The sequence below is a fragment of the Pseudovibrio exalbescens DSM 16456 genome, from assembly GCF_000422785.1.
Taxonomy (GTDB): domain Bacteria; phylum Pseudomonadota; class Alphaproteobacteria; order Rhizobiales; family Stappiaceae; genus Pseudovibrio; species Pseudovibrio exalbescens.
This window is the reverse complement of record NZ_AUGS01000011.1, coordinates 17,946-41,566: the sequence shown is the minus strand read 5'-3', so window position 1 is coordinate 41,566 and position 23,621 is coordinate 17,946. Positions and strand designations below refer to the sequence as shown.

At 52.0% G+C, this 23,621-nt stretch carries 22 protein-coding genes; 16 read left to right on the top strand and 6 right to left on the bottom strand.

What is annotated here, in order from left to right; all coding sequences use genetic code 11:
- Positions 1-70: 70 nt before the first annotated feature.
- Together G512_RS0109920 and G512_RS0109915 are read left to right on the top strand one after the other, a co-directional pair.
- Positions 71-493: a hypothetical protein gene (locus tag G512_RS0109920; protein ID WP_143181335.1), complete on the top strand. Its 423-nt coding sequence runs from the start codon at positions 71-73 to the stop codon at positions 491-493.
- A complete protein-coding gene (locus G512_RS0109915; RefSeq protein ID WP_028481579.1) occupies positions 490-1,071 on the top strand; it encodes an exopolysaccharide biosynthesis protein in 582 nt (193 codons plus the stop codon). Before G512_RS0109920 ends, G512_RS0109915 begins: the two co-directional genes overlap by 4 nt.
- Positions 1,072-1,528: 457 nt before the next feature.
- Here the strand turns inward: G512_RS0109915 and G512_RS22115 are convergent, their stop codons facing one another.
- The 3 genes from G512_RS22115 to G512_RS0109900 form a co-directional block, all read right to left on the bottom strand.
- Positions 1,529-3,340: a sensor histidine kinase gene (locus G512_RS22115; RefSeq protein ID WP_051269197.1), complete on the bottom strand. Its 1,812-nt coding sequence runs from the start codon at positions 3,338-3,340 to the stop codon at positions 1,529-1,531.
- A 157-nt stretch (positions 3,341-3,497) separates the two neighbouring features.
- Positions 3,498-4,430 carry a PRC-barrel domain-containing protein gene (locus G512_RS0109905; RefSeq protein WP_028481578.1) on the bottom strand — a complete coding sequence of 311 codons (933 nt, stop codon included), beginning with the start codon at positions 4,428-4,430 and terminating at the stop codon, positions 3,498-3,500.
- 60 nt (positions 4,431-4,490) lie between these two features.
- A complete protein-coding gene (locus G512_RS0109900; protein WP_028481577.1) occupies positions 4,491-4,676 on the bottom strand; it encodes a PLD nuclease N-terminal domain-containing protein in 186 nt (61 codons plus the stop codon).
- A 148-nt stretch (positions 4,677-4,824) separates the two neighbouring features.
- Between G512_RS0109900 and G512_RS22390 the strand changes: the two genes are divergently transcribed.
- Positions 4,825-4,992, top strand: a complete 168-nt coding sequence (locus G512_RS22390; RefSeq protein WP_028481576.1) for a DUF1328 domain-containing protein — start codon at positions 4,825-4,827, stop codon at positions 4,990-4,992.
- Between the two features lie 54 nt (positions 4,993-5,046).
- On the opposite strand, the gene G512_RS0109890 is transcribed toward G512_RS22390, so the two are convergent.
- Positions 5,047-5,835: a response regulator gene (locus G512_RS0109890; protein WP_028481575.1), complete on the bottom strand. Its 789-nt coding sequence runs from the start codon at positions 5,833-5,835 to the stop codon at positions 5,047-5,049.
- A 138-nt stretch (positions 5,836-5,973) separates the two neighbouring features.
- Here G512_RS0109890 and G512_RS20670 point away from each other — a divergent pair, with 138 nt between their 5' ends.
- The 3 genes from G512_RS20670 to G512_RS0109875 are packed head-to-tail and all read left to right on the top strand — an operon-like array spanning position 5,974 to position 7,680.
- Positions 5,974-6,195: a NepR family anti-sigma factor gene (locus tag G512_RS20670; protein WP_143181336.1), complete on the top strand. Its 222-nt coding sequence runs from the start codon at positions 5,974-5,976 to the stop codon at positions 6,193-6,195.
- Positions 6,196-6,202: 7 nt separating this feature from the next.
- Positions 6,203-6,757: a sigma-70 family RNA polymerase sigma factor gene (locus G512_RS0109880; RefSeq protein ID WP_028481574.1), complete on the top strand. Its 555-nt coding sequence runs from the start codon at positions 6,203-6,205 to the stop codon at positions 6,755-6,757.
- 29 nt (positions 6,758-6,786) lie between these two features.
- The gene (locus tag G512_RS0109875; RefSeq protein ID WP_028481573.1) at positions 6,787-7,680 is read left to right on the top strand and encodes a diacylglycerol/lipid kinase family protein; all 894 of its coding nucleotides are present in this window, start codon (positions 6,787-6,789) and stop codon (positions 7,678-7,680) included.
- A gap of 64 nt (positions 7,681-7,744) precedes the next feature.
- Here G512_RS0109875 and G512_RS0109870 read toward each other — a convergent pair whose 3' ends face one another.
- A complete protein-coding gene (locus G512_RS0109870) occupies positions 7,745-8,557 on the bottom strand; it encodes a helix-turn-helix domain-containing protein (RefSeq protein WP_051269196.1) in 813 nt (270 codons plus the stop codon).
- Positions 8,558-8,672: 115 nt separating this feature from the next.
- On the opposite strand from G512_RS0109870, the gene G512_RS0109865 reads away from it, so the two are divergent.
- The 7 genes from G512_RS0109865 (at position 8,673) to G512_RS20665 (ending at position 18,941) form a co-directional block, all read left to right on the top strand.
- Complete coding sequence (locus tag G512_RS0109865) at positions 8,673-9,644, top strand: threonine dehydratase (protein WP_028481571.1); 972 nt, start codon at positions 8,673-8,675, stop codon at positions 9,642-9,644.
- 128 nt (positions 9,645-9,772) lie between these two features.
- Positions 9,773-11,332: an AbgT family transporter gene (locus G512_RS0109860; protein ID WP_028481570.1), complete on the top strand. Its 1,560-nt coding sequence runs from the start codon at positions 9,773-9,775 to the stop codon at positions 11,330-11,332.
- A 72-nt stretch (positions 11,333-11,404) separates the two neighbouring features.
- The gene (gene pepT / locus G512_RS0109855; protein ID WP_028481569.1) at positions 11,405-12,643 is read left to right on the top strand and encodes a peptidase T; all 1,239 of its coding nucleotides are present in this window, start codon (positions 11,405-11,407) and stop codon (positions 12,641-12,643) included.
- Positions 12,644-13,043: 400 nt separating this feature from the next.
- Complete coding sequence (locus tag G512_RS0109850) at positions 13,044-13,982, top strand: universal stress protein (RefSeq protein ID WP_028481568.1); 939 nt, start codon at positions 13,044-13,046, stop codon at positions 13,980-13,982.
- Between the two features lie 15 nt (positions 13,983-13,997).
- Positions 13,998-16,688 carry a cation-transporting P-type ATPase gene (locus tag G512_RS0109845; protein WP_028481567.1) on the top strand — a complete coding sequence of 897 codons (2,691 nt, stop codon included), beginning with the start codon at positions 13,998-14,000 and terminating at the stop codon, positions 16,686-16,688.
- A complete protein-coding gene (locus G512_RS0109840; protein WP_028481566.1) occupies positions 16,685-18,388 on the top strand; it encodes a cation:proton antiporter in 1,704 nt (567 codons plus the stop codon). Before G512_RS0109845 ends, G512_RS0109840 begins: the two co-directional genes overlap by 4 nt.
- Positions 18,381-18,941, top strand: a complete 561-nt coding sequence (locus tag G512_RS20665; RefSeq protein WP_073833023.1) for a phosphate-starvation-inducible PsiE family protein — start codon at positions 18,381-18,383, stop codon at positions 18,939-18,941. The genes G512_RS0109840 and G512_RS20665 overlap by 8 nt, the downstream gene beginning before the upstream one ends.
- A gap of 34 nt (positions 18,942-18,975) precedes the next feature.
- Here the strand turns inward: G512_RS20665 and G512_RS20660 are convergent, their stop codons facing one another.
- The gene (locus G512_RS20660) at positions 18,976-19,917 is read right to left on the bottom strand and encodes a LysR substrate-binding domain-containing protein (protein WP_143181337.1); all 942 of its coding nucleotides are present in this window, start codon (positions 19,915-19,917) and stop codon (positions 18,976-18,978) included.
- 140 nt (positions 19,918-20,057) lie between these two features.
- On the opposite strand from G512_RS20660, the gene G512_RS20655 reads away from it, so the two are divergent.
- From G512_RS20655 to G512_RS20645, 3 genes are read left to right on the top strand one after another with little or no spacing between them, the layout of a single operon-like run.
- Positions 20,058-21,314 (top strand): MFS transporter, encoded by a 1,257-nt coding sequence (locus tag G512_RS20655; protein ID WP_051269194.1) that lies wholly within the window; start codon positions 20,058-20,060, stop codon positions 21,312-21,314.
- Positions 21,315-21,368: 54 nt separating this feature from the next.
- Positions 21,369-21,923 carry a GNAT family N-acetyltransferase gene (locus G512_RS20650; protein ID WP_051269193.1) on the top strand — a complete coding sequence of 185 codons (555 nt, stop codon included), beginning with the start codon at positions 21,369-21,371 and terminating at the stop codon, positions 21,921-21,923.
- Positions 21,920-23,620: a hotdog domain-containing protein gene (locus G512_RS20645; protein WP_073833027.1), complete on the top strand. Its 1,701-nt coding sequence runs from the start codon at positions 21,920-21,922 to the stop codon at positions 23,618-23,620. Before G512_RS20650 ends, G512_RS20645 begins: the two co-directional genes overlap by 4 nt.
- Position 23,621: the final 1 nt, after the last annotated feature.

Sequence of the window (23,621 nt, the reverse complement as noted above, 5' to 3'; positions counted from 1 at the left end):
TCCATCGCTACGTGAATTTTTTATCAGCATACGTCACGCTCAATATTATGTCCTTGGAACTATATCACCATTGGAACGTTTCTATTTTGAATATAGGAGATTGATCATGCTCGTTGATTATTTGAAGGCTGGCATACTCAGCACAGCTATCGTAATTTTTTCTTTTGAAGAAATGGCCTTTGCCTCCGGAGCTTCGCAGAGCACCCTAAAGCCGGAGGAGCAATTTCGTACCGCAGTAACTAGTCGTGAACTTGGTGAACTCGCTCATGTGCGTGAAATTCGCATACAAGCGGAACCCGGAACGTTCTACGCGTTGAAAACACAATGGGGCCATTCAGTGCACACAGGCAAGCATCACCCGAACCAGACCGTTTTGTTCAAGAACAGACAACTGCCTGCCATCACGACTGAGGAGGCCAAGGCCGCCGCATTTGATGTCCACCTGATAGGCAGCACGGCCCCCCTCCCTGATCGTAAAGGGGCAACAGAATGAGCTCTACATCAACCACGAGCTTGAGTGGAATCCTTGATCACCTGAAGGAGGCGGCGGAGACCGAACACATCACCATTGGCACAGTCTTGTCCGCCATCGGCTATCGTGCCATTGGGCCGTTGCTATTTGTGAGCGCGTTGATCCTGATATCGCCTATCGGCGCAATTCCAGGTGTGCCCTTGTTGATGGCGGCATTGATCATCATACTTTCCATGCAAATGATTTGGGGGACACAAAGCCTGTGGCTTCCAACCGTGATTACCAAAAGACCCATACCGCCTGACAAGCTGCACGAGGCCCTGGACAAGCTCTCGCCTTATGCCTCCGGTATTGACCGGTTTGTGGGTGATCGAATGAACTGGGCCATCCAAGACCCTATGCCCCGCATTATTGCCTTGATTTGCGTAGTGCTTGCCCTGCTAGTGATCCCCGCAGGTTTGATCCCTTTCGCAGCAGCTCTTCCAGGAGGCGCCATTATGTTGCTCTCCTTGGGATTGGCAACACGTGATGGCTTGATTGTTTTACTGGGCTTTATCGGTTCAGCAGCAGCATCCACTGCCACAATTCTGCTCCTGTAAGGCGGGGATGTCCCCACCGGACAGGCTCATGCTCCTCGTGTGAAACGCGAGCAGCGCAGGTAACATACATCCAAAAATCGCAATTTTGGACAAATTCGTTCAAAGTTGGGGCAAAAACGTGGAACCATTCTTCAGGTTCTGCGTTGTCTTTGTGAGAACATGCATCGCCTGTCAAAGAGGTAGATCTTACAGTGAACACCCCAAGCCTCAATTGAGGACATCTTGAGCAACACATTTGGACGAAATTTCGCAGGATTTGGCCGACCTCTGGATCTCGTTCGTGATGATATACTCACCACAGACCAGAAGAAATCAGCTTTGAAAGCGTGGAGGGCTCAGCTCAGACGGCAAACGCGGTCTAGCATTATCTCGCGAACGCAAGGTGAAGATCTGATGGCAGAGATTGATCAAGCCCTGTCCGATATGGGCAGTTCATCCTGAACCGCCCCGAAATTGGTCAAGGCGTCGCATTGGAACCACCCCGCCGCAACATGGCAGGGGCTATTGTGAAAGAACAGCGGAGGCCTTCCGCGTCGTAGGACAGTGTGGTCTCAGCGCCCAAAGCCGGGCCAACAACCTTTTCCAGCAAGGTCGTACCAAACCCCTTGTGTTGCGGTTGGGAAACGACGGGGCCGTCCCTTTCTTGCCAGATGAAACGCACGCCATCTTCAACTGCCTCCCAACGCACTTCAACGCGCCCGTCAGGAACAGAGAGCGCGCCGTATTTGGCAGCGTTAGTTACCAGCTCATGTAGCGCCAATCCCATGTTCTGAACTGCCTCGTTGTTCAGTTCCACCGGAGGTCCCGACACAACGAGTTGATCTCCCCCTGGTGCCAGTTGTTGGCTTACCTGTGTGCGAACCAACTCTTCCAAAGTAGCGCCATACCAAGAATGATTAACGAGCAGATCGTGGGAGGCTGCCATGGCCTGCAAACGGGCCGAGAAACTTTCAAAAAACTCATCTTTTGAGCGGGCGCTCGCGGCGGTTTGACTTGCCATCGCCTGAATGACCGCCAGAAGGTTTTTAGAGCGGTGCGACAACTCCCGCATGATCAACCTCATGTGGTTTTCTTGCTCTCGTTTGTGAGTGAGATCAACCGCTGTGCCAATCAGGCCGGTCACCCTCTTGTCTGCATCCAATATGGGCTCCAGACTGAGATCATAGCTCTTTTGTTGCCCGCCAATCACAACATCCACCTCAGCAGAACAGGCTTCGCCCGTTTCCAGAACCTGTTTCTTGAGCGGAATGATACTGAAGCGATCTTCCAGTGACCAAACCTCTTCATCGGTGCGACCGATGTAATCTTCCTGGCTGCTCTCCGCAGGAGGATTGGCAATGTAGTTGTATGTCAGTTCAGCATCTTGTTCGAAGACAGTAATCAGGGACTCTCGAATGGCTGTTTCAAAACGTTTGTTTGCCGTTGCCAACTGGCTTGTCAACGCGGCGAGGCGGATCTCATAGAGGTTCTTCTCGGTGATGTCTGTCGCCGTTCCAAGAAGGCCCGTTATTTCGTTTTCAGAATTTCTCAACGCATGTACGACCAAATGCAAATAAACGGTACCGAACTCCTCGGTCGGAAGCGCCAAGAAGGTGGAACGGCTTTCTCCCGTCGCCAACACTTCCTTTTTCAACGGGCGCGTAATCTCAGCCACGTCCTCCGGCATAAGTTGATCATCTGTCAAACCCAATATCTCGGCTTCTGTTGCTCTCACCTTTGGGTTTTGCACCCAAGTATATTCAAGGTTCTTGTTTTGAGTGAAAGCAGTGACATTGGCACCTTTCAACGCAAGAGAAAGGCGCCTATTGGCGTCCTCCACTTCAGCGGTTCTCATGGCAACAATCGTGTTCAACTCTTCATTGAGAAGGTGCAACTCCGCATTCACAGCCTGCAACTGTCTGTGCGAGGGAAGCGACAACAGCTTGGGCATCATTGGCCAGATCAAAATAGCCGCAGCAATGGCAACAAGCGCAGTCAATGTTGAGGCAACGCCTTCGATGATTTGAAGTGGCCACCACAACGAAGCCAAAGCTATAACCTTCGTAATCCCGCAACCCACCGTAAAAGCGATCAGCAAATTTGCCACGCGATGAGTGCCCCGCCCCAAGTCTGGCCGCAACCGGATAAAGCGGAAAATCGCTATTGGAATGAGAAAAAATGCAAGAGCAAGCAATGCATCCGACATGCCATGCAGAACCCCAAAGGCGGGCTTCCATGCAGGCGGCAGGAACGGAAAGGGTTCACTAAGGTCAAAATGCATTTCTGTCATTGGCTTTCGGAAAACTGCAGTCATTTGCGACTGAAAATTGATCGGGTTCGGGACCCTATTACACTCTCTGGCAAATGCCAAAAGCACCTATAACACCGAACAGAAAATACCCCGCTTGTAACAAGCGGGGCATCCGTTCCGTATTCAAGAAATGTGATTACTTAACAAGCACACTGGATGGATCAGCCTTATATTTGGCCGGCTCATACGTTGGTGCATTTTCCAGTTCTTTCTGACTGTGGGGCACCATCACAACCAGGGCGCCACTCTCATCCTCGTAAAGAGACAGATCCTTGAAGGGCAGTGCAACCGGCTTCTCACCCAGACCCAAGAAGCCTCCGACATTAACGACGACTGCATCCACCTTGCCATCTGTCGACACCTCTACGTCACCGACTTCGCCCATCGTTTCAAATGTGCGCCCAAACACGGGGGCTCCTAGAACTCGATCAGCGGTAAGACTATCGGAAGCAACAAGCGTCTTGTCCGTCAGCCAGTCAGACTTCATCGTTTCCGACCCCATGTCGGCAATCGTGTCGCCAACCTGCTCAAAACTTTCTGAGGTTGATTGCTTGGCAGCAGTGAACTTATCGGCAATGTAGGCCTCAGACATCCACCGGGGCAGATAGTCTGGGCGTTGGAACGCCTCGGCATTCTCTAGCTCCGAGCGGGTCAAATCCGTGGTAATGCGGAACTGATTTTTATCGGTCGATTTCATCTGCAGCCGATCGAAGTCAACTGCCACGTCCTTCTCGGCAATGCCAAGAAAGCCGCCAACTCCGATGATGGACATGGTTGCTTCGCCGTTCTGGTCCAAAATCAGGTCACTAACTTCACCAATGCTCTCATCGCCATTGGCGCCCGCCGTGAAGACATTTTCACCCATCAAGTTGGATGCAAGAAAGCCCATTTTCTGTTCATTCTTGAGAGACATAACCTCCAGCAAATAGACTTCGCTGTGATTTGTGTTTCCGACGCTTTGCTCCATCGGCGCTTCGGTTTTTGCTGCCGGTTTCGGCGTATCAGCCGCCATGACAGGCGATGCAACAAGAGCTACGAGTGCGGTGGATGTCAAAATCGTACGGATCATTACGTCCTCCTTACTGTGTTTCGTTTGTTTTCGAGGTAAGAATGGCCAGCGGCGCTCTGCCTATATGGCGGCGCGGCCACCTCTTGGTCCGGCGAAGGCCCAAACGATAAAGCCAAGAACCGGGAAGATGAGGATTCCTAAAATCCAAAGTATTTTTGAACCTCCTGAAGCGGAGCTCGAGATGACTTGGACGACCGCGTAAATATCAAGAATAAGAATTATTATTCCTATTATTCCATATTCCATGAGTTCAACCTCCGCTGTCGGTTTCAACTGTTAAACTCACTGGATATGGATTTGGTTCCAAATTTTTTTTATTGATCTGAAATCAGAATGAAGGAACAAAAATTTATCCGATGAGTTGGTCACACATAGAGCAAACACGGAGGCCTATATGTTTTCCTGGGCAATTTTCTTTCTGATCATCGCACTAATCGCGGCGATCCTCGGATTTGGCGGTATCGCCGGTACGGCCGTTTCCATCGCTAAATTGGTTTTCTTCGTCGCGATCGTGTTGTTCGTCATCTCAACCATTGCGCAGATAGCACGCGGGCGCAGATAAAAAAGCAGCGACCAACGGGCCGCTGCTTCGTGCTCAATAAACAGAACAACACTGTTAGGAGGGTATATCGGTTCCAAACATAAGAGCTTGGCTGATCAACACCTTGACCGCATCTGCCCTAAAAGGCTTGGTCACGAGAAAGGCAGGCTCTGGCCGCTCACCGGTAAGCAGACGCTTTGGAAACGCGGTTATGAAAATTACCGGTATGTCCGTTTCCGATAGGATGTCATTTACTGCATCAATGCCTGAGGACCCATCTGCAAGCTGGATGTCCGCGAGCACCATGGATGGACGCTCTTTTGACCATAGAGCCACGGCATCATCTTTTGTGCGTGCGACGCCAACCACCTTGTGGCCCAGATCTGAGACGAGGCGCTCAATATCCATCGCGATGAGCGGTTCATCTTCAATGATCAGGATATCCGCTTCGGTTTCCTTGGCAACTTCCTGTTCTGCTATCTCCAGAAGCGTTTGCGCCTTCTCTTCAGAGACGGAGAGAATTTCAGCTATCTCCCGCACTGTGAACTCTTCAATCAAGCGTAACAGCAATGCTTGTCGTGCCTGCGGGTGAGTGTATTGCAACCGTGAAGCCATTTTCTGCTCCCACTTCCATGGAGACGTTGGCTGAGGCGCATCGACGCTTGAAGACTGATAGAAATCGGAAAAGAGTTTGAAGAGAGCTACTTTGTCATTTTGGCAGTCAGGAAAGGCGGAGATATCGGCAATAAGCGCCTCAAGAATAGCTGTGACGTAGGCGTCACCAGCCGTTTGAGTGCCAGTTACGGCGCGCGCGTAGCGCCGCAAGTAGGGAAGGTGCGTTGCGACGCGAACGGATAGTGTCATGCTTTTTACCTCAAACTGTCCCTCTTTGGACGACATAGACACAAACGCTGAACAGAAGAAAAAGTTCCCTCGTATTGGAACTTTTTGCCATCCCTCACGTTTCGATACCGAACACTAGCGATTATGGCGGCATCATCCATGACAGACAAAAGCGCAGAAAACGGGCAACTTGCTGGCGCGAATGGACAGGTTTCAAATGACGGAACACCTGACCAGAACCTTGCGCTCGCATCCATCTCGCAAAAGCTGAAGGACTTGTTCAAGTCTGAGGAACAAGAACCCATTCCTGAACGGTTTATCGACCTTCTCGACCAACTGGAGAAGGCGGAGCAAAAGTCGAAACAGCAGGCAAAGGACTGAGATCACCATGAATGAGGAAGCTCCATCTTTCAAATCTCAGTTGCTCGGCCATCTGCCAAGTTTGCGCGCATTTGCGCGTTCCCTTTCCGGAAGTGCGGACAGGGCAGATGACCTTGTCCAAGACACACTCATGAAGGCGTGGTCCAAACAAAGTTCGTTTGAGCCCGGCACCAACCTGCGAGCATGGCTGTTTACCATCCTACGAAATGAATTTCTGACGCAAGCAAGAAAGCAGGGGCGTGAGCAGTCCTCCGGCGATCCATCTTATGCGGACGGACTTGCGGTTCTGCCGGAGCAACCCTCCTCACTTGATCTGAAAGACCTTCGAGCGGCTCTCAAGCAATTGCCTGAGGACCAACGCGAAGCCATCGTGCTTGTCGGTGCATTGGGCATGTCCTACGAAGAAGCAGCGGAAATCTGTGGCTGTGCGTTGGGTACCTTGAAGAGCCGCGTCAACCGGGCAAGAAGTCGCCTCTGCGACTTGATGCAGGTTGGAAATGGTGCAGAGTTCGGTCCGGAGAGCGAGATCACAGGCATCGCAACCGCGCAGGCACCCATTTAGCAGGCACCCATTTAAAGGAAGGCAGGCCAATGCGCCTCACGGCTGTTTTGAATTTTCAAAGCGGATCGCTTCGAAATATCGACCGCGACGACTTCGAAGATGGGTTGAAGAAACGCTTCGTTGATCATGGCCATACCGTTGAGGTTATGGGCGTCCACTCTGACGAGCTACAAGATGTGCTTGAACGCGCCGCACAAGACGAGAGCGCAGACGGCTTGATCGTGGCCGGAGGCGATGGAACAATCTCCGCTGCAGCAGGGCTTGCATGGCAACACGACAAGGCACTGGGTGTTCTGCCAGGCGGAACAATGAATCTGTTCGCGAGAGCACTGCGCATGCCGCTTGATTTGGACCAAGCCGTCGACAAATTGGCCCAGGCTTCTCCACGATCCGTCGACATAGCTACTGCTGGCAACCGCCCGTTCGTCCATCAGTTTTCCATCGGCTTACATCATGAGGCCGTTAAGACCCGTGAAGAGCTTGGTTATGAAACGCGCATCGGTAAAATTCTGGCTGGAGCCCAAGGAATAGCCGAAACCGTCGCATCCCCGCCAATTCTACATGCGAGATTGACGGGCCCCGAAAACTGGCAAATTTCCGGAGAATTTCAAAGCCTGTCCATATCCAACAACCTCTTCACCCCCGCCATGCCGCCATTTGCCGACAATCCCGCAGGCGGGGTCTTGGGAATATATGCCGCGACGACCGGCTCAACCGCACAAACATTGCGTTTGGTGGTTGATGCGCTGATTGGTCGAGCTGAAGACAATGAGTGCGTTCTTGTGAAAGCATTGAAACAAGTCAACGTAGCCATGTCCAACGGCGATGAGAACCTGACAGCTTTGATAGACGGTGAAGAATGCGAGCTGACCTCCGAGATTTCTTTCAAGGTTCACCCCGGGGCCCTCACGGTACTTGCCTAATGGTGGAAAGGGGAAGCAACGTGCTTGAGAACGCGGGGCAAGTGAAATCCAGATGTCACTCGCTTCAACTACGTTCGCGCAGTGCTCCTGGCGTCAGACCCAAACGCTGTCGCATCTGGCTGGTCAAATGCGCTTGGGATGCGTACCCGCAAGCGCTCGCGATTTCTGCCAGGCTTTGCTCACCCGTCGAGATCAGAAGCCTAGCCCGAGCCAAACGACGCTCGATGATGTAGTCATGCGGGGGCTTGCCCGTGGCCTCTTTGAACGCTCTGCTGAAAAAGCCCGAGGACAGACCCAGAGCACACGCCAGCGTCTCAACAGATACCTGCGTGTTCAGCCGCGCTTCCACTTCATCTTCAATGATTTTCAAGCGACGCGTGGTCATCCAACGCCCTGGCTCGATTGTGCCGTCTGTTGCATTTTCGCACCCGAAAACACTCGCTTTCAAGCGTTCCAAGGCGTACTCCGTCTCCAGAGGATCAACCGGATCCATTTGCAGCAACCAGCACCGAAGTAGGCGCGCTATATCAATTGATTGCGGGATCACTCTTCCAGTAAATTGCTCTGAGCCCGATTGCGCCAAGGGGTCGGTAAACTCAACGACCAAATACTCACCACCGGTTTCAGAGTGAGAGACGATATCACACCCGGAAGGAGTATATGCCATGCTGTTGGCACTTGCCTGAAACGCCTTCAACCGGTCGGACCCGAACGCGTGCAACCCGCGCTGGGTTTCAAATGCGAAGCCGATCCTGGGCCGCGAAGGAGTAACGCGAACAGCGTAAGAAGCGCCCGGAAGCAGTTGCAGGCTGGCTCCCGGCACGTCCATACGCCGCGCCGAGCGGGGGCGCTGTTGAATTGGCATCGCTACAGTCATCAACCTAGTTTCCAAGGCCCTTTGGTCTGGCCAGTCTTTTACATCAGATTTTTGAAAGACCCGCAGCTACTCTGCCCGCATGTTTCGGCCTCTTGCAACCCAATAGGTCGGAGAAATGACGTTATTTTCACTTGAAGAAGTATCTCGAGCATCGGATTTGATTCACCCGTTTGTTCCACCAACACCAACCTATGCGTGGCCACTGTTGGAAAAACGGAGCGGAGTAAAGGTCTTCGTGAAACACGAAAACCATACGCCAGTTGGTGCATTCAAGGTTCGAGGCGGATTGGTTTATCTTGATGCTTTGGACCGTGCTGGCGCCCTACCAAAAGGATTAGTAACCGCAACTCGCGGCAATCACGGACAGTCTATTGCCATGGCCGCACAGCACTTCGGGATCCCGGCGGTCATAGTCGTACCGCAAGGCAACTCATTGGAAAAGAACGCTGCAATGGAAGGCCTGGGTGCCGAGTTGATTTGCGCCGGGCGCGACTTTGACGAAAGCCGTGCCATTGCTGCACGTATTGCCGAGCAACGGGCCTACCATATCGTGCCGCCGTTCCATCCTGCGCTCGTTTTGGGTGTTGCAACCTACGCCCATGAGCTGTTCTCCGATGTTGCCGATCTGGATGTGGTCTATGCACCAATCGGCATGGGTTCTGGGATATGCGGGTTGATAACAATGCGTGATCTGCTGGGATTGAAAACCGAGATCGTGGGCGTAGTGGCCCAGAATGCTCCGGCATTCGCGTTGTCCTATGAAGCGGGGCGCCCAGTTGGAACCCCGAGCGCAAAAACTTTCGCGGACGGAATGGCTTGCAGGGATCCGCAACCCGAGCCACTGGATATCATCCGGGCCGGTGCTGCGCGAATTATTCAACTAACTGAGGAGGAAATCTCAGAGGCCATTCGGATTTATTATAAGGACACACACAATATCGCGGAGGGGGCCGGCGGAGCCGCTTTAGCGGGATTAATGAAGGAAAAAAGCCGCCTTTCAGGTGGTCGTGCGGGTGTCATTTTGACCGGATCCAATATCGACAGCAAGCCCTTCGCTGAAATCCTCTCAGGGGTTACACCCGCGTAGGTTTAGCAAAAATCCGTATTAACCCTGCGTTGCCATAGTTTCGCCTCAAGAGTTATTAGCACCGTAGAGTTACGAAAAGGATCCGGCGCCGGTTCCTCCTCAACCGGCGCCCGAGGGGAAACATTCTTATGTCCATACAATCGGCAAACCCGGAGGCTGGCCAATCAACCGGTGTTCTCGGCGCTATTGAGCGACTGGGCAACAGCCTGCCCAACATCACCATCTTGTTCTTCTATGCGCTTTGCATCGCCGCAATCGCATCTTGGCTTCTGTCCTATATCAGCTTTGGTTACATCCATCCTGTGAGTGGCGAAGCCATCCAGATCAAAAACATGCTGGCGCCCGCAGAACTTTTGGGCCTTTCGCAGAATCTGGTCAAAAATTTCATTAACTTCCCACCACTCGGCATCGTCATCGTTGCGACCTTGGGTATTGGCATTGCAGAAGGGTCCGGCTATCTGCGCACGTTGTTGAAGCAATTGCTCTCCATCACGCCGCAGCGCTTTGTAACCCCCTCGGTAATTTTCGTGGGTGTTGTAAGTCACATTGCATCCGATAGTGCCTACGTGTTCTTGATGCCAATCGCGGCCTTCATGTTCTATGCCTCTGGCAAACATCCGCTGGCTGGCATTGCCGCAGCGTTTGCGGGGCTTGCAGGGGGCTTTGCTGCAAGTTTCACACCCTCCATGATCGACCCAATCATGCAGGGCTTTACGCAGAGCGCGGCTCGGATCATCGATCCAACCTATTCAGTCAATGTGCTTTGCAACTATTTCATCTCGTTTGGGTCCACTTTTGGGGTGATCGGCGTCTGCTGGTACATAACGGAAAAGATTGTCGAGCCGAGACTGCAAAAATACATGCCCGTGGACACGCAGCCGGAGGAAGAAGACAAGGCAGTTCATGAAAGCGTGACCCCGGTCGAGGCCAGAGCTTTTCGTATTGCGAATTTTTTCATGCTGGCAATGATGGTGGGCCTTTTGGTGCTGTTGTACCCAGAAGATTCCATGCTGCGGGCGCCGAATGGTTCCATGACATCACCGCAGGCACCGATCATGCAGATCATCGTGCCACTGCTGTTCATCTTTTTCGCCGTGCCCGGTATTGTATTCGGCAAGGTAGCAGGAAGCTTCAAGGATACCTCCGAAATCACCAAATCAATGGAGTCGGTTACGTTCACTCTGATTGGCTTCATGGTGTTCTGCTTCTTCTGCGCCCAATTCCTTTACGTGTTCGGCCAGTCGCAGATCGGCGCCCTGATCGCCATGGCGGGTGCAGACTTCCTGCGCTCCATCAATCTGCCTTCGCAGATCACCATACTTGGCATCGTGTTCCTGACGGCTTGTCTCAACATCCTGATCACTTCTGCATCGTCAAAATGGGCAATCTTGGCTCCAGTATTCGTGCCAATGCTGATGGCAGTCGGCATCTCACCAGAGTTGACGCAGGCCTCGTTCCGTATCTCTGATAGTGCGATCAACGTTTCTACACCGCTGTTTGCGTTCTATCCGCTGATCATCATGTACTGTCAGCGATACTGCTCCAAAACCGGGGTGGGGACCTTGGTCTCCATGATGCTGCCCTACACCGTCGGGTTGTTGATTGCGATGACTGTGACGCTTTATCTGTTCTGGGCTTTGGGTATTCCCCTCGGCTTTGATAGCGGGTACGTCTATACCCCGGCTTGAAGCCACTAAAAGACAACAGGGCGGCATCAGCCGCCCTCATTCATTTCAGAAAAAGACTTGAGGTTCTGTAGCATGGGCAACCCGATCACATCGGTATTGACCGAAAAATTTTTCCGTTATGTCTCGATTTCCAGCCAGAGCAAGGCGGGCACCGGTCAGGTTCCATCGAGCGAAGGGCAACTTGAACTGGCTCGCTTGTTGGCTGATGAGCTGAAGGCACTCGGACTCAAGTCCATCTACATCGATGACAATGGCATTCTAACCGCCCATCTTCCAGGTACGGTCTCAGGCGTCGACAAAATTGGTTTCGTCGCCCACCTTGATACGGTCGATGTCAGCCTGTCCCCCGATATCAAGCCGCAAATCCTGCGCTACGAAGGCGAGGACTTGTGCCTTAACACTGAAAAGGACATCTGGCTACGCGCTGAAAACAACCCGGAAATACAGCGCTACGTGGGTGAAGATATCATTTTCAGCGATGGCACAAGTGTGTTGGGCGCCGACAATAAAGCGTCGGTCACTGTGATCATGACACTGGTTGAGCAGTTGGTTGCAAGCGGTGATGATCATGGCGATATCTACGTGGCCTTTGTTCCTGATGAAGAAATCGGGCTTGTTGGATCCAAGCGCCTTGATCTCAGCCGATTTCCTGTCGATTACGCATACACTATTGATAGCTGCGAACTGGGAGAAGTGGTCTACGAGACTTTCAACGCCGCAACAGTCTCCTTTTCAATCCAAGGCGTGACTGCCCACCCGATGTCGGCCTATGGTGTACTGGTCAATCCAATTCTCGTGGCTCAGGACATCATTGGCGAGTTTGACCGCACTCAAACGCCGGAGTGCACGAGAGGTCGCGATGGATATTGGTGGTTCAGCGGCATTGAAGGTAATCAGAACACCTGTGATATGACAATGCTGATCCGCGACCATGACCTGGCTTCGTATGAAGCGCGCAAGGCAAAGGTTGGTGAAGTTGTCGAAAAAATCCGCAGTCTTCACCCAAAAGCGAAGATCGAATTCACGATAGAAGACGTTTACAGCAACATCTCCAACTCGGTAGACAAGGACCACCGTTCAATCGGGCAGATCTACGAGGCCATGAAGGCAGAAGGTGTGGAGGCCAAAACAATTGCCATGCGTGGTGGCACTGATGGTTCGGCCTTGTCACAAATGGGCTTGGTCGTGCCAAACTATTTCACGGGTGCCCACAACTTCCACTCATGCTTTGAATTTCTGCCGCTTTCAGCTTTCCAGAAATCATATGATGTGACACGGCGGATCGTGCAAATCGTTGCCGACAAGGCTTGAGCAACAATTCACCCCCTATGGTATGCCATAGGGGGTGTTGCGTGAGCGCGAAAAAGTGACCCGCCAAGGCTGAATAATAACTAACTTCCCAAGTCATACAGGGCCAAAAACGACCAAAGCAGAGCCGGAAGCAAATAAAATTATTACGACATCTTGATTTAATAAGATATCGCAATACTCATCCTATTATAAATTTGTTATAATATACGTTTTTGCAGGATATCATAAATATAAATCAAATAATTATTTCACCATTAAACGCAATACATCAAAAGTAATGCCAGACCCCGAAATGTGGCAAATTGCATCCTGCGCCATCATCCGTAATGCTAATAGCCGCGGGGAATAAACATATATTACTTATAAGAACCCATAATATTACTAGTTGCGGGGCCTCTAAGTGCGTCATTTTCATAATTTGCTCTACGTTAGCCATGGCACCGCAGATGATACGGAAGGCTTGAAGCAAGCATTAAGCTTGGCCCGCAACAACGCAGCACCGCTGAAGGTCATGGTTGTGGGACCGGAGTTTCCTAGAGAATTCCCGAATTATCAGAAAAACTATGAGACCTTGCTGTTAGAGCAAGTTGAACAATCTATTGACACGACAAAAGCCGCGCTTGAGCTTCCGCATGATGCAGTGGATATCAGATTGACCTTGGTTGCCGACAGAACGCCAGCAATAAAAGTCATACAAGAAGTAATTCAACACGGACATGATCTGGTTATCAAAGAAGCTGAACCTCGCGATAAAAGGGGTGGTTTCAAGGCAATCGACATGGAGCTGCTGCGTAAATGTCCAGTGCCGGTCTGGCTTTGCAAGCCTATCAGTCACTCGCGCCAACACATCAAGGTTGCGGTGGCCATTGACCCCGAAACTCAGGAACCCGTTACAGAACAATTGTCCAAACGGATGTTGGAGCTCTCACGCTCTCTTGCAGATAGCTGTAGCGGTGATCTGCACATCATTTCCTGTTGGGACTATGAATTCGAAGGGTATCTTCGCAAGAATGTCTGGGTGAAAACGCCAGATACCAAAATTGAAGAAACCGTTCTGAAAGCAAAAACGGACCATCGCGCTGCGCTGCTGAATCTTATCAATACGTCGGGCATTCACGGCCCCCACCGCGTTCATCATCTTCGAGGTGATCCTTCTGACCAAATTCCGAGGTTTGTCCGAGATCACAAAGTAAATATCCTCGTCATGGGAACGGTGGCCCGAACCGGCATTCCCGGTTTCATGTTTGGCAACACGGCAGAAAACATTGTCCAACAACTCAGTTGTTCGCTGATGGCACTCAAGCCCCAAGGTTTTGTATCGCCGGTCAAGGCGTTCTGACGGGGTGGGGCATAAATGGAACGGCAACCATGGCATAGCCTGTCTGCACCAGGTACGCTGAAGCATCTGAAGACAACTGCTGACGGTCTAACAGCACAGGAGGCGCACCGGCGGCTGCAAGAGATCGGGCCCAATCGCCTACCAGAACCGCCAAAACGCAGTGGCGCGAAGCGCTTCCTTCTGCAGTTTCACAATATTCTCATCTATGTACTGCTTTCCGCAGCGGCCATTACTCTGCTGCTTGGACATTTCATTGACAGTTCCGTCATTCTCGCCGTCGTCATCGTGAATGCCGTGATTGGTTTTTTGCAGGAAGGCAAGGCCGAAAGAGCCATGGAGGCCATACGCACCATGCTGGCGCCACGCGCGCATGTGCTGCGAGACAGCCGCCGCCTTAGCATCGCGGGGGAGGAGCTTGTTCCCGGTGACGTGGTACTTCTGGAAGCTGGCGATAAAGTTCCGGCTGACTTGCGGCTCTTCGATAGCCACGGCTTGCAAATCCAAGAGGCATTGCTGACTGGTGAATCTGTGCCGAGCGACAAGACCACAGCCGTAACTGCGGAAGACGCCGCCTTGGGGGACCGTTTGGGCCTTGCTTTTTCCGGAACGCTGGTCACAGCGGGTCAGGGCATGGGCGTTGTTGTGGCAACAGCGGGCGAAACTGAAATTGGCCGGATCAGCGGCATGCTGTCTCAAGTCGAAAACCTCACGACGCCGTTGGTTCGCCAAATGGGCATTTTCGCCAAGTGGTTGACAGCGTTTGTTCTATCGTTGTCAGCGGTCATTTTAGCACTGGGGTATTTCGTTCAAGGGCACCCTTTCAACGACGTCTTCATGGCCGTTGTTGGTCTTTCCGTTGCCGCAATTCCGGAAGGCTTGCCCGCAGTACTGACCATAACACTTGCCATTGGGGTTCAGGCGATGGCAAAACGCAACGCCATTGTCCGAAGGCTGCCAGCAATCGAGACGCTCGGGTCGGTTTCGGTCATATGTACCGACAAGACAGGTACGTTGACACGCAACGAGATGATGGTGGCCTCTGCCCTGTCCCCAAAATATGTGTTCACTGTCGACGGAAGTGGTTACGAACCTGACGGTCCTGTCAACCTTGATGATCAGCCCATCAGCGGGGCGGATCATCCGGTGCTGGCGCGATTGGCTCAAGCGGCCGTTCTGTGCAACGATGCGTTTCTTCATGAGCGTGAGGGAATTTGGCAGGTCGAAGGCGACCCAATGGAAGGCGCGCTGCTGGCTTTTGCCGAAAAACTGGGAAGTTCCAGCGACACCACAAGGAAACACTGGACGCAAACTGATCGGATACCGTTCGATTCAAAACACCGGTTTATGGCAACGCTCAATCACGACCACGAAGGAAAGGCCTTCATTTTCGTCAAGGGAGCGCCTGAACGAATACTTGAGATGTGTTCGGGGCAGTGGAGTGATGGTATCCACACCGAGGCTGTCAACAGCGCTTACTGGACAGATCAGGCAGAAACCATTGCAGCCAAGGGGCAGCGGGTTCTCGCCTTTGCGATCAAACCGGTCGAACCAGCCCATACTGTCCTGGAATATGCAGATGTGGAGCAGGGTCTCACACTTGTAGGCATGGTCGGCATGATAGACCCGCCACGACATGAGGCCATCACCGCGGTAAATGAGTGTCATCAGGCTGGCATCACCGTGAAAATGATCACGGGCGACCACGCCGCAACTGCCTTAGCGATCGGCAAGCAAATAGGTCTCCACAAGACCCGGCGGGTTCTCACGGGTGTCGAGATAGATGCGCTTGATGATGCTCAACTGAAATCGGTTGTAATGGAGACTGACGTCTTTGCTCGAACCAGTCCTGAGCACAAGCTCCGGCTCGTCATGGCCTTGCAATCACATGGCATGACCGTTGCCATGACGGGTGATGGCGTGAACGATGCACCGGCGCTGAAACGTGCTGATGCTGGCATTGCAATGGGGCAAAAAGGAAGTGAGGCTGCCAAGGAAGCAGCTGAACTGGTGCTGGCTGATGACAATTTTGCATCAATTGCCGCCGCGGTGAAAGAGGGGCGGACTGTCTATGACAACCTGACCAAGGTCATCTCGTTTCTGCTTCCGGTCAACGGCGGCGAGTCCTTGAGCCTCATCATTGCCATTTTGGCCGGAATGACTCTGCCAATAACACCCGTACAAATTCTCTGGATCAATATGGTCAGTTCGGTGGCGCTTGCCATGGCGTTGGCATTCGAGCCTTCTGAGCCACAGGTTATGAAACGACCTCCGAGGCCCGTAAACAAACCCATGCTCTCGGGGTTTCTGGTCTGGCGGATCCTCTTCGTCTCGCTGATCTTTTCGGCAGGTGTTTTCGGTCAGTTCTTTCTCGCGCGTGCGCAAGGAGTAGGTCTGGAGGCGGCGCGAACCATGACTGTGAACACCCTCGTCGTGATGGAGATCTTTTATCTGTTCAGCGTACGGTACATTCACAGAACCTCTCTAACATTGCGCGGAGTGCTGGGTACCAAAGCCGTTCTTTGGGCCATCTCCATAGTTACAGCACTTCAGTTCCTCTTCACTTATTCTCCGTTCATGCAGATCTTCTTTTCTGCCAGCCCACTGACAATACCACAGGGCCTTCAGGTTGTTGCATTCGGCATAGCCGTTCTTCTGGTGCTGGAGACCGAAAAGTACTTTGTTCGATCACGGAGTGAGGCGCTATGAACATCGTCAGCAATCTGATCCACACCTCTCCGTTTTACGAAGTGACCGCACTTCTTACCTTGGCTGCAGCGGTAGGCTTGGTCGGCATGGTGCTACGGCAACCCATGATCGTCAGCTTCATTGCCGTTGGTGTACTGGCAGGGCCATCTGCGCTTGGTATCGTTCAAACACATGAACACATTCAACTTCTGGCCGAGTTGGGTATCGCTGTCCTGTTGTTCCTTGTTGGTTTGAAACTGGACCTGAAGCTGATCAGAACCCTTGGACCAGTCGCTTTGGCTACAGGTTTGGGGCAGGTAACCTTCACATCTGTTTTAGGGTTTATCATCGGTCTGGCATTGGGCTTGTCAGTTATAACTTCGGTCTATGTGGCCATAGCTCTTACCTTCTCCAGCACGATTATCATCGTCAAACTTTTGTCAGACAAACGGGAAGTGGACTCCCTTCATGGTCGCATCGCGATCGGATTCCTGATTGTTCAGGATGTGGTCGTGGTACTTGCCATGATGGCCCTGTCCGCCTTGGGCGTTGGGGTGGAGGAGGGGGCTGAAGGCACAGCACTTGGGCACATCGCCACGGTCATGCTTTATGGTCTTTTGATGCTCGGCTTTGTTTTGCTGTTCATCCGTTTCATTGCAACGCCACTGGTGAGCCGCATTGCCCATTCACAGGAGTTGCTGATTACCTTCGCTATCGCATGGGCAGCATTGTTGGCGGCAATTGGCAGCCAATTGGGCTTCAGCAAGGAGTTGGGTGGTTTGTTGGCCGGCATATCTCTGGCCTCTACACCATTCAGGGAAGCAATTGTTGCGCGCCTGTCCAGCCTGAGAGATTTCTTGCTTCTGTTTTTCTTCATTGCATTAGGCTCTCAGTTGGATCTGAGCTTGTTGGGCGCTCAAATTGTCCCAGCAGTCGTTTTCTCTCTCTTTGTCCTGATCGGGAATCCGCTCATCGTAATGGTCATAATGGGCTTGATGGGATATCGAAAACGAACCGGCTTTCTGGCCGGCCTAACAGTTGCTCAGATCAGCGAGTTTTCGCTCATCTTTATGGCGATGGGGCTTACACTCCGCCACGTATCAGCTGAATCCCTCGGCCTGGTCACGTTGGTGGGGCTTATAACAATCTCTCTTTCGGTTTACATGATTACCTACTCCCACAGCCTTTACGCGAAGCTCGAGCCTCTGCTCGGTGTCTTTGAGCGCCGCAACCCCTTCCGTGAGTTGAAGCTGGAAAAACAAGCCATACCGGCAGGGCAGTATGACGTTCTTGTATTCGGCTTGGGGCGTTATGGGAAGGCGATCGCGCATTACCTTCAGGAGGAGGGCTTCAAGCTTCTTGTCGTTGATTTCAATCCGGAGGTTGTCAAGCAATGGCGCAATAAAGGCGCTGCAGCGATTTACGGTGATGCGTGCGATCCGGCATTTGTGGCTGGCCTGCCACTGAAAGGTGTGAAGTGGATCGTGTCAGCAATGCCGCAGCATGATATCGGCGTAACTCATGAAGATCCCCGCCTGTCCCTTATAGAAGGCTTGAAGCAACAGAATTATGCTGGAGGCATTGCGATCTCAACACAGCATGCCCACGATCAAGACATACTGCGGGAGAAAGGGGCGACCTTGATACTTTTGCCATTCTATGACGCGGCACACCAAGCAGTCGCCCGCCTGAAGGAGCACATGGAAAGCACCAATGCATGATCACGGCCCGGATAAAGAACCTCTGATCATCGCGCTTCAACGCGTCATTCACTGGGCAGTGAGATTGCTCGCCATCATGATGGTCGCCGTTATTCTCATGGGGGTCGTCGATGTTGCGTGGACACTATATCAGCGGGTATTGGAACCACCCGCATTCATACTGACAATCCCCGATATCTTGGCGACATTCGGCGCCTTCATGGCCGTTCTCATCGCGATTGAGATCTTCATCAACATCACAATCTACCTTCGCGAGGATGTGATCCATGTGAAGATAGTTATCGCAACAGCGCTGATGGCTGTCGCCCGAAAAGTCATCATTCTCGACATGGATAAAACCGGGTATCTTGAGTTGTTCGGGCTGGCTGCGCTGGTCTTTACAGCAAGTATTTCATACTGGCTGGTGCACAAGACACCGGCATTCAGCGTACGATTTGGCAGGGATGGTGCGCCAGACCCGGATACCAATCCTGAAGTCGCGCGGGGAGCTGCGGCGACAACAGATGACTTGCCTGAAACAAAAGTAAGCCCCACTGATGTAAGAAAAACATGAACCAGCACAACCGTAATACACGCTGAGAAATGGATTATTCCAAACTATTCGTCGCATGCTCGCAAAGCCAAGAATGTAGAATAGCAGCGCTTTTGGATCCCGCCGCATCTTTTGCACGAACGATGTAATAGTCAAATTTCTTTGCGTTGAGAGCCGAGTCTTCAAAGACCTTAACCAAGCGCCCCGACTTCAATTCGTCTTTGACATTTGCATGGCTGACCAAGGCAATGCCCAAACCTGTAACAGCCGCATCGATAGACATCATTTCATTTGAGAATTTGTGCGCCTTGCTCGCCGCCAAGTCAGAAACCGGCACACCCGCACTCTTCAACAACATCTCCCAATTAGGTACAAAATCCGGGCTGCCGCGCCAGTCCGTATGCAACAAGGTGTGGTTCAACAACTCGGCCGGCCTCTTCAAGCCTCCATGCTTTTGAAGAAAGTCCGGGCTTGCCACTACGTGATAAGCCCCGTCCATAAGCTTCTGCACATCCAGATCAGGGTAGTTGCCATCGCCATACCGGATGCCGATATCGGCCTCGCCATGCGCCAGATCGATGAGGTCATCGGTGGCATTTATCCGGATCTCGATTTGCGGATATTCTTCGTTGAACCTTTCCAGTTGAGGCATGAGCCACTTCATACTGAAGGTGAACGGCGCAGTGAGAGTAAGCCAATCACGCTGGATATCGTTCTTTATGACAAAGCAGGCTTCGGCGAAGTTATCCAATGCTTCCGACATCAAAGGTGCAGCGAGCTTGCCAATCCGGGTCAACTCCAAGGCTCTGGTCTGGCGAACAAACAGCTTAACGTCATAAAAGCCTTCGAGGGAGCGAACCTGTTGGCTGATTGCTGCCGGTGTGACGTTTAATTCATCTGCGGCAAGTTTAAAGCTGGAATGGCGGGCGGCTGCCTCAAATGCTCGCATCCAGTTGAGTGGTGGCATACTTCCTGGCGACCTTTTGTGCCAACTCAATAGTAAAACTACTCCACGCGAAAGAAACCATAGTTTGTCCTGTTCGAGTACGTTCCTTTACGCAGTGGTGTCAAGGGACTCGGTCATTTCATCTGCGTAAATCCACTGAGTCGTGAGTTGCTTGATTGAACGGGGACACTATGCCAACTGCAAAAATAAGCCGTGCGGGTTCACTTTCGGCACCTCAGCGCGGTGCTCTCATCGCCTGTATGACGAGTATCATCGCCGCCGGCTCTTACACCACGCTTGCAGGGCTACTAACGACCGAATTTGTTGCGGAAATCGGTTGGGGCGTCGATACAGTCGGCCCCGGCATTGGAATCAATATGCTGTTTTACGGGCTGACAGCACCGTTCTCGATATATGTCATGCGGCGCTATGGTATAGCCCGGGTTGCAAACATTGCACTTGCTATGCTTGTTACTGGGTCCCTTGTCGTCCTGTTCCCACAACCGGTTGTTTTCAATTTGGTGTGGGGGTTCATTATCGGGATTGGAACCGGGTGCCTGACCATGGCCTACGGCGGCCTCATCGTAAAAACCTGGTTCCCGAACCGACAAGGAACAATTGCCGGTTTTCTTGTGGCCTCTAGCGTCTTCGGCCAGTTCGCCCTCTTGCCATTTTGGTCTGAAGTCATGCAGCTCTATGGCTGGCGGGCTCCTCTCATCGGGTCCGCGCTGATTGCGGCATGTGCCATAGGGATCAATGCATTGTTCCTGCGCGAACCTGAAGACGTCGATCAGCCAGACCGCGCAGCACCCACTGGAAAGACGCACCTCTACCAAGAAGTTTTCAAAAGCCTGCTCACCGCAATGCGTACCCGCATATTCTGGAGTTTGGTTGTTCTGTTCTTGATTTGTGGCGCGACAACAAACGGCATCATGTGGAGCCATTTCACAATGGCGGCAACCATATGCGGTTTGACCGTCACGGCAGCTTCCTCCGTGTTGCTGTTGATCGGCATTTTCAATGTCTTTGGCACGACGCTTTCAGGTTGGCTGACAGATCGCATCGATGTGCGCACGATACTCACCGTCGCCTTTTTGGTTCGCGCGCTAACCCTTCTTTGGTTGCCCTCCATTCTCGTGGGGGTATTCGACACCCGAATTGTAACCTTCGCCATCATCTTCGGTGTCATGGATGTGGCAACTGTGCCTCCAATTATCGCCATCTGTAATCGCGTCTATGGCTATGACGGCCCATCAATATTCGGTTGGATCAACGCTTTCCATCAGTTGGGGGCCGGCCTGATGGCAATGTCGGGCAGCATGATCTGGCTGGTGTTCGGGAACTACGATCCGCTTTGGTACGTCTCCGGAGTTCTGTGTCTGATGGCCTGTGTCGTCGTGTTTACCAGTTCCTACGCCCCAAAGACCCAAGTTCAGGCCCAAAGCTAAACACCAATAACTGGAGAAAACTTAGATAGATGTAATTCAGGAAAGGGAAGTTCCTTGAGTAATATTCAGTTCAAAAGTCCTAGTCTGTCTCATGCTAAAGACATCATTCGTCTTGTTGACAGCACTCCGCGGCTGGATCGAAACAGCAAGTATGCCTATGCGTTATGGTGTTCACACTTTGCGCCCCATTCCGTCGTCGCGATCCGTGACGAAGAAGTCATTGGCTTTCTAACTGGATTCAGATCCCCAACTCATCCTGATACATACTTTCTTTGGCAGACAGCAACCAAACATCGACATGGTGTAGCTGGGCTGGGCGTCGACATGATTGATTTTGCGGTTCGGAGAGAAATCGACAACGGTGCCACCAAGATCGAAGCCTCGGTTGACAATGACAACAAACCAATACGCGTTCTGATGAAATCCTTGGCAAAACGCCTGAACGGACGGGTTGAAGAAGAATTATTGTATCCAGGCAGTTTGTTATCGACTGAAGATGATCAACATCACGATGAAATGCTCATGCGTATTTGTCTGCCGCAGGACGCAAGAATAGAACGTGCGCCGCGGCTTTCAATTGCTGCATCTCGCAAGGAGGCCATGGCATGACCTTCAACCTCCATGATCAAAACGGCGGCTGGGTACCTGGTGAGCAAGTAGCCAAGGATATAGTAGAGAAATACGGCACGCCAGCCTTCGTATACAGCGCTGACTACATTCGACAAAACTTCAATGACCTGCGTGGCAAAATAGATTCATCTGTTGACCTGCTTTACTCGTTGAAGGCGAACCCTAACGCAGCGATTGTGGACTGCCTTAGGTCTTGCGGAGCTGGCGCAGAGGTTTCATCGCTGGCCGAACTTCATACGGCAATTCGTGTTGGCATCAATCCAAATGACATCATTTTTGTAGGGCCGGCAAAAAGCACCGAGGAAATCTCCGACTGCATCAGGTTTGGTATATTTGCGATTGTTGCAGAATCCAGCCGAGAGCTGGAAATCATCAATGAGCAAGCGGGGGAACTGAGCGCACGACATCCTATTAATGTCATGCTTCGGATCAATCCGGATTTTAAAACCGGCGGATCAGGACTGACAATGAGCGGGAAACCACGTCAGTTCGGGATTGATATAGAACAGGTACCTGATCTGCGGGACACCTTGAGCGCGCTTCCACTCGTCCGGGTTATGGGTTTCCATGTTTACATGGGCACACGATATCTGGAAGCCGAGCCAATCATCGAGAATACAGAGAAGATATTGGATATGTCGGAGCGCCTGTCCAAGACACTCGGCACTCCGATAGAGGTTGTAGATGTTGGAGGTGGATTTGGTGTGCCATACTTCGACAATGAATCCCCTCTCGACATACAAAAATTAGCCAACGGTATAAATTCTGCAGTTGCAAGTTTCAAACGCAACAATCCGTCCACGCGCATCATAATAGAACTTGGGCGTTACTTGTCGGCCGGGTGCGGTGCTCTTCTGACAACAGTGCGATACACCAAGGTTTCGCGTGGGGAGCACTTTGCTATAGCCGACGGAGGTACGAACCTCCACATGGCTGCTGTAGGCGTAGGTGGATTTGCAAAACGTTCATTCCCTATTGTGAATCTTAGTCGGGATGCTTCAGAAACATCGCAAAAAACAACTTTGACAGGCCCTCTTTGCACACCCAGCGACACCATTGCTCGGAAAACCAGCATAGGCGACGTTAAAGAAGGTGATGTGCTGGCGATCATTTGCTCAGGAGCATATGGCCCCAGCGCCTCACCGACAGGATTTCTAAGCCATGGCTATCCAAATGAAGTTCTTCTTGATGGTGGAGATCTGCACCTCGTGCGTGCTGGTGACGAGGTAAACGATATTATCGCCGCCTACAGACTTCCTGGGGACTTACCCCTTCCTCCGCAAAACAAGGAGTTCACAATCTCAGTCCGGCTTTCAGCCTCAGATGCGCATTATGGTGGCGGCATTGTGGATGGAGCTCACATCCTGAAACTATTTGGAGATGCAGTAACCGGTTTGGCCGCCGTGCAAGATGGAGATGAAAGCCTTTTGCAAAACTGGGAAAGCGTCGAGTTTCTTCGGCCAACACGGCCAGGCGATTTCATCACTGTCCGAGCGCGCGTGACCCGACAAAAAAGGCTACGTCGTTTCGTAGAAGTAGAGGCTTTGCGCACTGTAAGGTCCACAAACTCGGGGTCATCATCTGTTGAAGCCGTTCATCCCCCGGAACGGGTAGCAACCGCACGTGGTCTGATCGTCGTGCCTATGCCGAACCGCAGCAAGAAAGTTGGGGTGTGAC